At 70.2% G+C, this 13,065-nt stretch carries 13 protein-coding genes; 5 read left to right on the top strand and 8 right to left on the bottom strand.

The features are described 5' to 3' along the window. Positions 1–42: 42 nt before the first annotated feature. The 5 genes from SLW52_RS06765 to SLW52_RS06745 all read left to right on the top strand — a co-directional run bounded on the left by SLW52_RS06765 (position 43) and on the right by SLW52_RS06745 (position 3,984). Entirely contained in the window at positions 43–597 is a 555-nt protein-coding gene (locus SLW52_RS06765; protein ID WP_193314267.1) for a DUF1190 domain-containing protein, read from the top strand. A 34-nt stretch (positions 598–631) separates the two neighbouring features. Next, a complete protein-coding gene (locus SLW52_RS06760) occupies positions 632–1,813 on the top strand; it encodes a glutathionylspermidine synthase family protein (protein WP_320739806.1) in 1,182 nt (393 codons plus the stop codon). 67 nt (positions 1,814–1,880) lie between these two features. Continuing rightward, positions 1,881–2,483 (top strand): hypothetical protein, encoded by a 603-nt coding sequence (locus tag SLW52_RS06755; RefSeq protein WP_320739805.1) that lies wholly within the window; start codon positions 1,881–1,883, stop codon positions 2,481–2,483. 158 nt (positions 2,484–2,641) lie between these two features. After that, positions 2,642–3,025, top strand: coding sequence for a hypothetical protein (locus tag SLW52_RS06750; protein WP_225851499.1), 384 nt, complete (start codon positions 2,642–2,644; stop codon positions 3,023–3,025). After that, on the top strand, positions 3,022–3,984 hold the full coding sequence (locus tag SLW52_RS06745) for a hypothetical protein (RefSeq protein WP_226977985.1): 963 nt from the start codon (positions 3,022–3,024) through the stop codon (positions 3,982–3,984). Before SLW52_RS06750 ends, SLW52_RS06745 begins: the two co-directional genes overlap by 4 nt. A gap of 58 nt (positions 3,985–4,042) precedes the next feature. Here SLW52_RS06745 and SLW52_RS06740 read toward each other — a convergent pair whose 3' ends face one another. The 8 genes from SLW52_RS06740 to SLW52_RS06705 all read right to left on the bottom strand — a co-directional run bounded on the left by SLW52_RS06740 (position 4,043) and on the right by SLW52_RS06705 (position 12,830). Beyond that, positions 4,043–5,341 (bottom strand): DUF58 domain-containing protein, encoded by a 1,299-nt coding sequence (locus SLW52_RS06740; protein WP_152237724.1) that lies wholly within the window; start codon positions 5,339–5,341, stop codon positions 4,043–4,045. A gap of 166 nt (positions 5,342–5,507) precedes the next feature. Beyond that, the gene (locus SLW52_RS06735; protein ID WP_043094277.1) at positions 5,508–6,500 is read right to left on the bottom strand and encodes a MoxR family ATPase; all 993 of its coding nucleotides are present in this window, start codon (positions 6,498–6,500) and stop codon (positions 5,508–5,510) included. Continuing rightward, positions 6,497–7,684: a DUF4350 domain-containing protein gene (locus tag SLW52_RS06730; RefSeq protein WP_017916447.1), complete on the bottom strand. Its 1,188-nt coding sequence runs from the start codon at positions 7,682–7,684 to the stop codon at positions 6,497–6,499. Before SLW52_RS06730 ends, SLW52_RS06735 begins: the two co-directional genes overlap by 4 nt. After that, complete coding sequence (locus SLW52_RS06725; protein WP_267085635.1) at positions 7,681–9,372, bottom strand: DUF4129 domain-containing protein; 1,692 nt, start codon at positions 9,370–9,372, stop codon at positions 7,681–7,683. The genes SLW52_RS06730 and SLW52_RS06725 overlap by 4 nt, the downstream gene beginning before the upstream one ends. Beyond that, a complete protein-coding gene (locus tag SLW52_RS06720) occupies positions 9,362–10,423 on the bottom strand; it encodes a stage II sporulation protein M (protein WP_295931434.1) in 1,062 nt (353 codons plus the stop codon). Before SLW52_RS06720 ends, SLW52_RS06725 begins: the two co-directional genes overlap by 11 nt. Then, the gene (locus tag SLW52_RS06715) at positions 10,420–11,097 is read right to left on the bottom strand and encodes an RDD family protein (RefSeq protein WP_150410941.1); all 678 of its coding nucleotides are present in this window, start codon (positions 11,095–11,097) and stop codon (positions 10,420–10,422) included. The genes SLW52_RS06720 and SLW52_RS06715 overlap by 4 nt, the downstream gene beginning before the upstream one ends. Before the next feature lie 172 nt (positions 11,098–11,269). Then, entirely contained in the window at positions 11,270–12,193 is a 924-nt protein-coding gene (locus tag SLW52_RS06710) for a DUF2167 domain-containing protein (RefSeq protein WP_295946199.1), read from the bottom strand. Positions 12,194–12,290: 97 nt separating this feature from the next. Beyond that, a complete protein-coding gene (locus SLW52_RS06705) occupies positions 12,291–12,830 on the bottom strand; it encodes a gamma carbonic anhydrase family protein (RefSeq protein ID WP_152244455.1) in 540 nt (179 codons plus the stop codon). Positions 12,831–13,065: the final 235 nt, after the last annotated feature.

The following is a 13,065-nucleotide window of genomic DNA, read 5'->3' as shown; positions in this document are numbered from 1 at the left end:
GGAACCGGGCATCATCGTGGCTGGACTCAGGAAGACGTTGCCATGAAAAGGTCGAAGACGACCGCCTTGTTGCTGATGAGCGCCGCGCCGCTGCTGTTCACCGCCTGCGGGCGCGAGCCGGAGGCCAAGGCCCAGGAAGGCCTGTACACCTCGGTGGATGCCTGCGTGGCGCAGACCCACGACATCGCGACCTGCCGCGAGGCCTTCGCGCAGGCGCAGAAGCAGGCGGCCGAGCAGGGGCCCAAGTACGCCAGCCGCGAGCAGTGCGCGCAGGACTATGCGCAGGATCGCTGCGTGGAGCAGCGCGACAGCCACGGCCATTCCTTCATCGGGCCGATGATGACCGGCTTCTTCCTGTCGCAGATGCTCAACAACAATCGCGCTGCAGGTTTCAATGCGGCTCCCGCCTACCAGGACCGGCAGAACCAGTGGCAGCGGCCGGCGTCCTATTCCGGTGGCGCCGGTGCGGCGAGCAGCGGCACGATGCTGCGCGGCAACCAGACCATGACCCATATCGGCGCCACGCCGAACCGTGCGGTTACCGTCAGCCGCGGCGGTTTCGGCGAATCCGCCGGTGGGCGCGGCTTCGGCAGCTGAGTCCGGCTTTTTCCCTCATCGCACGAGACCCCGCATGAAACGCATCGCGATCGTCGAGCGCGGCGACTGGCGCGCCCAGGCCGCGGAGTACGGTTTCCGCTTCCACACCATCGACGGCCAGCGCTACTGGGACGAACGCGCCTACTACGCGTTCAGCCTGCGCCAGATCGAGCGCGATCTGGAAGACCCCAGTGCCGAACTGCACGCGATGGCGATGGGCCTGCTCGACGAGATCGTCGCCAGCGAGGCGCTGATGCAGCGGCTGGCGATCCCGCCGGCGTTCCGCGACTGGATCGCCGACAGCTGGCGGCGCCGCGAGCCGCATCTGTACGGCCGCCTGGACCTGGCCTACGACGGCCGCGGCCCGGCCAAGCTCTACGAACTCAACTACGACACGCCGACCTCGCTGTTCGAGTCGGCGTTCTTCCAGTGGCAGTGGCTGGAGGACCAGCGCGCGCAGGGCCGATTGCCGGACGATGCCGACCAGTTCAACTCCATCCACGAAGCCTTGCTGGAGCGCTTCGCCGCGCTCGCCGGCGGGCTGCCGCCGCCGCTGTACTTCGCCGCGGTGCGCGATTCGGAAGAGGATCAGGGCACGGTTGCCTACCTGCGCGACTGCGCCGCGCAGGCCGGCGTCGGCGGCGAGCTGATCGCCATCGAGGACATCGGCCTGTCCAGCGACGGCCGCTATACCGATCTGGACGACACGGTGATCGGCGCGCTGTTCAAGCTGTATCCGCTGGAGGACATGTTCGCCGAGCGTTTCGGCCAGGCGCTGCCGGGATCGGGCCTGCGCCTGCTGGAGCCGCCGTGGAAGGCGCTGCTCAGCAACAAGGGCATCCTGCCGCTGCTGTGGGAGCGCCATCGCGGCCATCCGAACCTGCTGCCGGCCGCATTCGACGACGGCAGCGCATTGCCGCCGGGTTGGGTGCGCAAGCCGCTGCATTCGCGCGAGGGCGCCAACATCGTGCTGCACCTGGACGATGGCCGCGTGCTGGAGAGCGACGGCCCCTATGCCGGGCCCTACATCCGCCAGCAGGCGCATCCGCTGCCGGCGTTCGAGGGTCGCTACCCGATGGTCGGCAGCTGGATCGTCGGCGACCGCGCCTGCGGCATCGGCATTCGCGAGGACGATGGCCCGATCACCCGCGACAGCGCGCGGTTCCTGCCGCACGCCATCGTCGAGGAGGCGCGGCCGGGCGTGCTGTATGCGTGAGTCTGTGTCGCGCGCCGACACGGCGTCGCCTGATGCGCCGCGTCGGCATCGCAACGACGGAACGCCCTTGGCCGCGTATGCCGACCAGGTGGCGGTGCGCTGCCATCGCTGCGGCGCGCCGGGCTGGGTACTTGCGCAGTGGGAGCCTTACCGCTGGCAGGCACGCTTTCGTTGCGGGCAGTGCAGCGCTGCGTTGGACAGCGCGGCGGACGACTGGGTGGGAATGGTGCAGTTGGTCGGCCGCCGGGCCTGTGGCCACTGCGGGCATCAGTGGGTGCATGTCTGTGCAGCGTCGGCCGCCGCTGTACCGCCGCCCAAGACCTTGCCCGGCCGCTGCGCGTCGTGTCGCAAGGACTGTGCGGTGGCGGTGCAGCCGCGGCGCGTGCGCGACGGCTCGCCCCACGATCCGCATTTCGGCATGCCGCTGGCGCTGGTCGCGCCGACCCGCGCCGGCCTGCTGTGGGCCTACAACCCGCGCCATCTGCAGGAGCTGCAGGACTACGTGTCGGCGACGCTGCGCGAACGCCGCGGCCTGTTCGGGCGCTCGATGGTGGCGCGGTTGCCGGCGTGGATGAAGCTGGCGCGGCATCGGCCGCTGATGCTTCGGGCGCTGCAGCGTCTGCAGCAGGCCAGTGCGCAGCTGCCGTCGGTGCCTGCGGCGGCAACGTAGCGGCGGCGTCTGCGGTTTCATTCTTCGCCGTGAATGCGGCCGGCGCAGTCGCGCCACGCGCGACGCATGCGAAATGTCTACGATGTGATACTCGTCACGATTGACCGGGCTTGCCCGTCTGACGAAGATCGACATCGGGGAGTGCTGCGGGGGCCGGCATGTCTGCATCTCGTATTCGCGCCAGAGTGCTGGTGCTGCTGGCGTGCGTCGCAGCCAACTGCAGTGCGTGCGCGGTGGTGACGGTCTCCACCGCGCGAGAGGACGTGGTCGTGCGTGGCCTGTTCGGTGCACGCGTCGCCACGACGGGATTGGCCCCTGTGGCGATCCGTTCGCGCGGGCTGGGAATTTCGCAGACCCCGCGCGCGTGGACGCTGGGCTGGCACGCCGAAACCGCGATCTATGTTCCCCCGGATGCGGACGCGTGCCGCATCGTGCTGATGTCCAATACCGAAGCCGAGGTCCGCCGCCTGCTTGCGATCCTGCAGGCCGGCGGTGGCGATGTGTCTCAGGTCTGCATCGCATCACAGGAGGTGTCACGATGAAAACGTCTCTGGCTTGTTTCTCTGTTCTGCTGTTGGGCGGCTGCGCACATTTGGAGCAGGCGCCGTTGGTCTACGCGTCGAAGACGAGCTTCGGTGTCGATGTTTCCACGGCATCCACCGAAAACCCAGGCATTTCGATGAACCTGGGCTACAAGCAGGTGGATGCGGCCTATGTGCCGGTGGCGGTGGCGAGAAAGTGCAACGACGGCGTTGCCGGTGCCGACTGCAGCAAAAAGGGCTACGAGCTGCTGGTGATCTCCGGCGTCGCCAGAGAGGGCGATTCGGACGCCGACGGGACCAGCGAAGATGCGCGGATCGAAGCGGCCAAGAAGGCATCGACTGACTATGCGAGGGCGTTGTCGGAGGAGACGCTGGCGAAGCAGGCGATGATCGAGGCCGATAGCAAGCTCAAGCAACTGCGCGACAGCTACAGCGCCGCCGCCAAGCGGCAAAGCGCATACGATCAAGCGAAGCTGAAATGGGCGTCGCTGCAGGCAGCGGCGGCGAGCCCGGGCACGGTCGAAGAGGCGGACGTGATCGCCGCGAAGAGCGCCATGGACGCGCTCGCGCCCACTGCCGAAGATCAGGCGATTCTCGCGGGCTTCGCTCAGAGCGAGAACGACCTGCGGCAGAACGCCGCCGCCGTGGCGTCCGAGTACGCCAGCAAGCAAAAAGCGTCGGAGTTGCAGGAAGCCATTCTCAAGTCCGCCAATGCGAAGATCGCGCGCAGCAATCTGGGCGACTCCTATTCCGTCTTTGGCAGCTTCGATGGCACGAGCACCGTCAATGGCAAGGGCTCGGCGTCGATCGGGTTGGGCAAGATGTTCTCGACCGGCGTGGCTGCGCAACGGTTGGCGAGCGGCATATCGACCATGGCCTGCTATGACCTGATCAAGAGCAAGGCACCTGCCGCCGTCGCCGCGGCGGAACTGGAGAAGCTGTTGCAGCACTGCCAGTGAGTGCCGCGCTTGCGCCGCCGGCATGCGCGGCCGAGCGGTGCGGCGCCGCGGCCACGCGCTACAGCAACCCGTCCCGCTTCACCGCCAGGTAGCGCTCGATCAGCGCGGCGGGCAGTTCCTCGCCAGTGACGTCGAGCACCATCACGCCGTGGCTGCGCAGTGCGTCATGCGCAGCGCTGCGTTGTTGCAGGTAGCGCGCCACCGCGCCGGCCTGCACCGCCTGCGGCAGCTCGTGTGCGTCCTCCGCCAGCGCCTGGTCCAGTTCGCGCTCGCGCAGGCTGGCCACGCACACCAGGTGGCGGCGCTGCAGCAGGCGTACGGCGGCCAGCAGGTCTTCGATGTCCTCGTCGCGCACGTTGCTGACCAGCATCACCAGCGCGCGGCGGCGCTGGCGCAGTGACAGTTCGGTGGCCGCGGTCAGGTAATCGGTGGCCACCGGCTGCGGCTGCAGGTCGTAGCTGGCCCGCAGCAGCACGTCGACGGTGGCCATGCCGCGTTGCGGCGCCACCCAGCGCGCGTCGCCGCCGCTGGCCATCATGCCGACCGCGTCGCCCTGGCGCAGCGCCAGGTACGACACCACCAGCGCGGCGTTGAGCACATGGTCGAAGTGCGACAGGCCACGCTCGCTGGCCAACATGCGCCGCCCGGTGTCGATCAGCATCAGCAACTGCTGGTTCTTCTCGTCCTGGTACTCGCGCGAGATCAGCTTGCGCGCGCGCGAGGTCGCCTTCCAGTCGATCTGGCGCAGGCTGTCGCCGACCCGGTATTCGCGCATCTGGTGGAAGTCGGTGCCTTCGCCGCGGCGCCGCTTCAGGTGCGCGCCGACCAGGCGCGAAGCCTGTTCGGCGCTGAACAGGGCGAAGCGGGTCAGCGGCGCGAAGTTCGGATACACGCGCACGGTCTGTGCGGACCCGGCCAGGCGCTGCTGCCACCACAGGCGCCAGGGCGCATGCAGGCGCAGGTGGGTGCCGTCGAAGACGAAGCGGCCGCGCGCGGTCGGACGCAGTTGGTAGCGCACCTGGGTCTGATGCGCGGCGGGCAGGGTCATGCGCTGCGGCAGGCCCTGCAGCTCCCAGCCGCTGGGCACCAGGTCGAACAGGTCCACGCGCTGGCGCTGCGCGCTGTCCAGGTGCAGCACCACGTCGCGCTGGACGCCCAGCGGCAGCGCTTCGGGCAGCTCGCGGCGCACCTGCGGCGTCGGCCGGCGCCACAGCCGCCATGCATCCAGCGCCGCGACCAGCGCGATGCCCGCTGCGACCGCCTGCCAGCTCCACAGCGGCAGCCAGCCCAGCGCCACGGCCAGGCCGTACAGCGCCCACAGCGCGAGCAGGGCCAGCAGGAGCGGGGCGGGTCTCATCGCTTGGGGGCCGGGAGTGGGGAATGGGGAATGGGGAATGGGAAAAGCGGCAGGGCTGCAGCGCGACGGGTCGCTGCGTTTGTCAGCTCACTGCAATCGGGAATTACGGGCAACGCCGGGAACCCCGGCTTTTCCCATTCCCCATTCCCCATTCCCGACTCCCCGCTCATTTCCGCGGCGCCTCCACCTTGGCCAGCAACCCACCGAGGGCGTCGTCGGCGCTCTGGCCTTCGATCTGCAGTTCCGGGGCCAGGGCGATGCGGTGGCGCAGGGCCGGCTTGGCCACGTCGCGGATGTCGTCGGGGATGACGAAGTCGCGGCCGGACAGCACGGCCTGCGCGCGTGCCGCGCGGACCAGGGCGATGCTGCCGCGCGGGCCGGCGCCGAGCGCAATGCCCGGCCAGCGGCGGGTGGCGGCGACGATGCGCACGGCGTAGTCGATGACTTGCGGGTCGACGGCGATGGCCGCGGTGCCGGCCTGCATCGCCACCACGTCCTCGGCGCCGAGTACGCGCGGCACCTGCGACAGGTCGAAGTCGCCGGCGCTGCGGCCGCTGGTGACCGCGGCGACCATGCGCGCCTCGTCTTCCAGTTGCGGGTAGTCGATCAGGATCTTCAGCAGGAAGCGGTCCAACTGCGCTTCCGGCAACGGGTAGGTGCCTTCCTGCTCGACCGGGTTCTGCGTGGCCAGCGCCAGGAACGGTGGCGCCAGCGGGAAGGCCGTGCCTTCGATGGTGACCTGGCCTTCCTGCATCACTTCCAGCAGCGCCGACTGGGTCTTGGCCGGGGCGCGGTTGATTTCGTCGGCCAGCAGCAGGTGGGTGAACACCGGGCCGCGGCGGATCTTGAAGCTCTCGGTCTTGGGGTCGTACACGGCGTGGCCGCTGACGTCGCTGGGCATCAGGTCCGGGGTGAACTGCACGCGTGCGTAGTTCAGTTCCAGGGCCTGCGCCAGCGCGCGCACCAGCAGGGTCTTGCCAAGGCCGGGCACGCCCTCGATCAGCACATGCCCGCCGGCCAGCAGCGCGATCAGGATCTGCTCCAGCACCTCCGGCTGGCCAATGAAGGCGTGGCCGACCGCGGCGCGGATCGCCTCGGCGCGTTCGATCAGGGCAGGGCCGGCGAGCGGCGCGACGGCGTCGGAGGAGGCGGTGGTCATAACTGGTTTCTCATCTGGACGAGGAGGCGGATGCGCTCGCGCAAGGCGGCGGGTTGGTTGGGCGGCGGCGGTTGCAGCGCCTGTTCGACCTGCGCCACGGGCAGCTGCAGGCGTTCGGCGATGGCGGCGGCCTGGGCCGGGCCCTCCAGCGCGGCGGCGATCGGCGCGCGCCGGCGCAGCCGCGCCAGGAACGCCTCACGTACCGCCGCGTGCAGCAGGTCGGCGCGGCCGTAGCGCAGCAGGTGTTCGCCGCTGGCGCGCACGTGTTCCAGCAGCGAACGGCGATCCTCGGCCGGCGGCGCGAGCAGCGGCCCGAAACGCTGCATGCGCGACCACAGCCAGGCCAGCAGGACCAGCAACGCGGGCAGCCAGGCCGGCCAGCCGCGGGTGAACAGGGTGCGCCACAGCGAGGGCAGTTCGGCCGAATAGATCAGGTGGATGGTGCCCTGGCCGTAGTTCGGCCCCAGCACCTGGCGTGCCAGCAGGCGGTTGCCGGCCTCGCGCAGCCCGCCGCTGCGCAGCACCGGATCGTCTTCCATCGGCGAGCCCTCGAACATCTTGCCGAGCCGGTCGTCCTGGTTCTCGAGGAAATCCAGTTCCGACAGCACGTCCACGCTGCCGTCGCCGTAGGGCACGCGCGCGAACACGAAGTCGTCGTCCTCGCCGCTCCACCAGTTGCTGGGCGTATCCGGGTCGATGTTGAAGCGGCGGCCGCCGCAGAACACCTTGTGTGGCGCCGCGCCCGGCACCGCCATGACCAGGCAGTCGTCCGGGCTGCGCGCCTCGACGGTGATGTCCAGCGCTTCCAGGATCGGCACGTCGCCGCGCTTGACCTCTGCGGTGGGCGTGCGCAGCACCAGATGTCCGCCATGCTCCACCCAGTCCAGCAAGGCGTCGCCGTCGGCCTTGCCGAGCATGCGTGGGTCGCCATACAGCACCACGCTGTCGTGCGGGCGCAGGCGCATCGCCTCCAGGTCCAGGCGTTGCCGCGACTCGGCACGCACGCCGTCGGCGCGCAGGGTCTGGCGCAGCGCGTACAGCGGGTTGTAGGCGGCCTCGCCGCGTGGCGGCAGCACGATCTCCCGCTCGGCGCGTTCGTAGCGGCCGAAGAACCAGGCAGCGCCGACGCTGACCAGCAGCAGGCCGACCAGGAAGATCAGCGCATTGCGCGTGCCGCTGTTCATGCCTGCCACCGGAACTGGCGCTGCAGGTCGTCGACCAGCGCATCGAAGGCGCTGTCCTCGGGCAGCCGGCCCGCATAGGCGGCGTGCTGCCAGACCCGCACCATGCGCGCGAACAGGCCGCGGTCGGCGTCGTCGGGCAGGCGTTGCGCGGCGCGCAGGCACTGCGCCTCGGTGGCGCTGGGCGGCAACACCAGATCGGCGCGCTCGCACAGCGTCGCCACGCTGGCCCGGTACAGCAGCGCCAGCGCGTCGCGGTGGCGGCCTTCGCGCCAGGCGCGTCGTGCCACCGTCGCCACGTCGTCCGGCAGCGGTTGCGGCGCCAGCACCGGCGTGTGCTCCGGTGCCGTCGCCACCGGTGCACGCCGGCGCCCGGTGCCGCGCATCCACGGCAGCCAGTGCCTGGCGGTCAGCAGCAGCACCAGCAGCAGGATGCCGGCCAGCACCCACATGCCCCACTTGCCGACGAACGCGATGGCCTGGGCGGCGGCCTTCATCCATTTGCCGAACGCGGTGAGGTCTTGCTGCTTGTCGTCCGGCTTGGGCGGTTCGTCGGGATTGCGTTTCTTCCAGTAGCCGATGGTGCGCTTGGCGGTCAGCAGCGGGTCGGCGTAGGCGCGGTCGGCGGCGCGGGCGAAGCGCGCATCGGCGGCGGGCTCGGTGTCGAACACTTCGTCCAGCGGGACCGGATGCGCGGCGTTGTGGTGGTGGGTATCGGCGGCGGGCTTGCTGTCGGCATCTGCATCCGCATCACTGTCAGTGTCCGTGTCGGCATCGGTATCGGCATCGGTCCCGTCATCGCGCCCGGCGTCGGCGGGAGCATCCTGCTCCGCCGCCGTCTGCACCGCTGTGTCGTCGGCCGCCGGCTGCGCACGCAGCGCCACGGCCGGCGCGGCGAGCAGGGCCACGCACAGCACCGCCAGCGGCGCGGCGGCGCGCAGGCGCGCAGCCATCCGCCGCAGCGCCATTTCCACGTCCCAGGCTTCGAGCTGGGTACGCCGGTTGAGGTACAGGCCGAAGCCGGCGCCGACGAAGAACGGTTCGATCAGGGTCATTGCCAGCCAGGCGATGGCGTTGAAGCCGATGTCCGCCCACACCGGGGTCTGCTGGCCGATCAGCGACCAGGCCGCGCGCGCGGTTTCCGGCAGCAGGTCGATGGGCACGAACAGGAAGATCGTGGCGATGCAGGCCAGGCTGAGCATGCCCTCGAACGTGGCGAAGACGCTGGCCATCAGCAGCGCATGGCCGTAGATCGCCCCGCCCAGGGTGCGGCGGCGCTCGCGCTGCTGGCTGGCGCTCGCGCCTTCCAGCAGTTCCAGCGGCATGAACACGCTGCGCGCCGGACTCAACCGGCGCCAGGTCAGGTAGCCGATCAGGGTGCGCCAGCCCCAGGCGCCCTGCGCGCGCACGGTGTCGCGCACGCGTGGCACGTCGCCGAACACCGCGCGCGAGATCACGAACAGCGGGATCCGGTCCAGCACCGGCTTCAGCCACCACAGCAGCAGCGGGGCCAGCCACAGCGCATCGATCGCCCAGGCGCCGAGGTTGAGCACGGCGAACAGCGGCAGGGTGACCAGCAGCCAGGGCTTCCAGATCGCCCCGGCGTGGCGGCGGACCAGGGCGCTGCCCAGTTCCATCGCTTCCCAGGCCGAGCGTGCGCGCAGCACCACGTCCAGGCGCTCAATCCGCATCGATGGCCTCCGCGCGGCCGCGCCCGCCGCGCCACAGCCACGTCAGCACCAGCGTCCAGAGTGCCGCCGACACGCTGTACTTGACCCACGCCGGCACGGTCGCGATGGACGACCAGAACGCCTCGATGAAGGCGGCCACCAGCAGCATCGCAGCCACGCCCAGGCACAGCCGCGCGCCGATCTTGCCGCCTTCGACCAGCGCATCGATGCGCCGCCGCCGTCCCGGCGCCAGCACCTTCAGTCCGAGCTGCAGACCGGCGCCGCCGGCGATCACGATCGCGGTCAGCTCGAACGGCGCATGCCCGGCGACGAAGCGCCAGAAGGTGACGCCGTAGCCGATCTGGTGCAGGTGCCCGGCCACCGCGCCGATGGTGATGCCGTTGAACAGCAGCACCAGCACCGTGCCCAGTCCAGCCAGCAGGCCACTGGCGAACGTGCGCAGGCCGATGCTGATGTTGTTCATGATGTAGTGGCCGAACATCTGCCAATCGGTGCCGCTGTCGCGGCCGAGCTTCTGTGCGCTGGCGGCCGGGTCGTACATGCGCTCGACCTGGGTGACCTGCATCGGGTCCATCAACCCGTGGATCAGTTCCGGACGGAACTGCAGCAGCACGAAGATGGTCACCAGCGGCACCACGAACAGCGCGGTGGCCGCCGCCATGTAGCCGGCCTGGCTGCGCACCAGCTGCGGGAATTCGGCGAACAGGAATTCCGCCGCGCGCCGCCAGCGCGGACGCGGCGCCCGGTACAGGACGGTGTGCCCCTGCTGCATCAGATGCTGCAGACGCGCGGTGACCTGCGGGCTGTAGCCGCGCCTGCGTGCCAGTGCCAGCTGGTGGCACACGCGCCGGTAGCGCGCCGGCATGTCCTCGTCGGCGAGCGGCGTCGGCTGGCCTGGACTCGGGATCGCGGTCGGTGGCGCGGCGGTCTTGCTGGCGTCGCTGGCGGCGCCGGCCTTGTTCGGCGCTGACGTGCGCGCGCTGCGCTGCAGCCAGGCCTCGAACACCTGCCATTCCTGCTGATGACGGAGGACGAACTGTTCCTGTTTCATCGGCGGCCCAGCAGCCAGTTGGCCATCGCGTACAGGCGCAGCACCCCGGCCTGGCCCGGCGTGTCGGTCAGCGGCTGCGCCAGCGCGGCCAGTTCCAGTTGCCGCTCCGGGGTGAGCCGCGGCGCGCGCTCGGCGAAGGCGATCAGCGCCGCCTGTTCGGCCGGCAGCAGCGGTCGCGGCGGCGCGAGCGCGCTGGCGATCGGCGGCAGCGCCTCGTCCTCGCGCGGCGGCTGGTGCACCACCAGCGTGCCCGCGACCAGGTCGCCCAGGCGCCGCGAATGGGTGTCGAACAGGCAGGCGATCAGGCCGACGGCGTAGCCGAACGGCAGCATGTCCACGGTGCGCAGCAGGTTGCGGGTGATCGCGGCCATCCAGCCCACCGGCGCGCCGTTGCGCGCCACCACGCGCAGGCCCAGCGCCTGCTTGCCCAGGGTCTGGCCGCGCCAGCCCTCCAGCACGATCGGGTACGCCCAGAACACCAGGAACATCGCCACCAGGTACAGGCCCTGGCCGAGGCCGCCGAGCAGGCCGAGGAACATGCCCATGGCGGTGAGCAGGGCGAAGCGCAGCGCCAGGTCGATCAGCCAGGCCAGCGCGCGCGGTACCGCACCGGCGGCCGGCAGATGCAGCGGCACGCCCTCGGGGGTGATGACTTCGCGGTAGGTATCGAGCATGCCGCTTACCGCCGCCAGGTGGTGCGGCGGACACGGGCACCTGCGATGTGGGGAGGCCGTCCTTCCGTTCGGCCGGCTGCCTGTGGCGGCATGCTGCTCTCGACTGCGTCCTGCTCCGAAGCGGCACTTTAGCCGGCGTGGCGTGAATTGCCCAGCACGCCGGCGGCGCCGATCAGCGTACCGTGCCGCCGTCGCGCTGGCGCCCGGAGAACAGCTTGCGCACGCCGGCGACCAGCGCCATCAGGCCGATCAGCAGCAGCTTCCAGGCCTTGGCCAACAACAGGCCCAGCTTGGCGAACAGGCCGGCCTTGGCCGCCAGGCCGCCGCCGATCAGGGTGGCCAGGCCGTAGCTGGCGATCTTGTCGGTGGACGGGTTGTGGTCGGCATAGCGGGCGCCGCTGTCGAACTCGGCCATCGGCAGCAACTGCTGCATGCCCTCGCGCACCTGCGCCAGTTCGCCCATGCCTGAGACCGCATTGAGGCTGAGGTAGCCATGCCGGCCGAGCACGCGGATGTCGTAGTTGAGGGTGTGCTCGTGCTCGCCGGCGAACGCCAGCTCGCGCGCCCAGTACAGCTTCTTGCTGCCGGTGTCGTAGCGCGGCGGCACCGCCCAGCCGATCAGGTCGACCTGCTCGTAGCCGGCCTTCTTGCGCTGCGCGTTGGACTCGCGCGTCTCCTCCTGCATGTCCTTGAGCATGGCCTGGTAGTCGATCTTGCTGGCGTCCTCGTCGGACACGTAGCCGTCGTCGGAATAGGTGACGACCACCGCCCAGCTGCCCTTCTCGTCGAGTGCGGGCTGGCGCGGCACGATCAGGCCCAGCACGTCGTCGTCGGGCGGGTTGCCCCAGTAGCTCTCCAGCACCCTGCGCGCGTCGGCCTTGTCCAGAAAGCGGAACGCCGGGCCGAGGTCGAAATGCACCTTGGCCTGCGGCAGTTCGATATGCCCGTCGCGGAAATGCAGCGAGCCGACGAACTGCTCGGCGGTCATGTCCGGGCCGCTGTCCTGGGCCAGCACCGGGCCGGAGGTGGCGCACAGCGCGCAGAAAAAAGCGGCCAGCAGGCCGCGCAGCGAGATCTTGAGCATCGGCGATTCCATTCGTTCGGTGGCGTCCCCACGCCAGAGGCGCCTAGTGTCGCGCAAGCGCGCGGCGCACGCCAGCCGCGGCGCAGGTGCCGCAACCACCGCAGTGGCCTCAGCCGTTGCCGGTGAGGTAACGGTCCTTCAGCCGCACGTAGTGCTGCGCCGAGTAGTGCAGGCTCTCGATCTCCTTGTCGCTGAGCATGCGCGCCTTGCGCGCGGGATTGCCCAGCCACAGCTCGCCCTCGCCGACGGTCTTGCCCGGGCCGACCACCGCACCGGCACCGACGAAGCCGTATTTCTTCACCGTGGCGCCGTCGAGGATGCAGGCGCCCATGCCGATCAGGCACAGGTCCTCGATGGTGCAGGCATGGATGATGGTGCCGTGGCCCACGGTCACGTCCGCGCCGATCAGGGTCGGGTAGCCGGCCGCGTTGAACGGGCTGTGGTGGCTGACGTGGATGATGCTGCCGTCCTGGATGTTGCTGCGCGCGCCGATGCGCACGTAGTTGACGTCGCCGCGGATCACCGTGCCCGGCCATACCGACACGTCGTCCTCCAGCACCACGTCGCCGATCACGGTGCAGGCCGGGTCGACATAGACGCGCGCGCCCAGCTGCGGAGTCGTGTCGAGGTAGGGGCGGATCGGGGACATGCTGCTCTCCGGCGGTGGGCGGCCGGCGGCCACGCGGGCGCCGATGATAGCGCGGCGCCTGGCGCCGGCTGCCGCCCGTGGAGCGCCCGAGCGGCTGGGCGAAGCACGCGACTGTGCGATAAACGCACCGCTAATCGATATTCGCACTTGAATGGTGCAGTGCGATAAAACTAGCGTTGCCGCTGTCCCGGCGCCTGGCAGCGCACGACGCGTGCCCGCTGGCGGCCGCGGCGCT

Source organism: Xanthomonas sp. LF02-5 (assembly GCF_034105325.1).
GTDB classification, from domain to species: domain Bacteria; phylum Pseudomonadota; class Gammaproteobacteria; order Xanthomonadales; family Xanthomonadaceae; genus Xanthomonas_A; species Xanthomonas_A sontii.
This window is presented reverse-complemented; position numbering and strand designations above follow the sequence as displayed.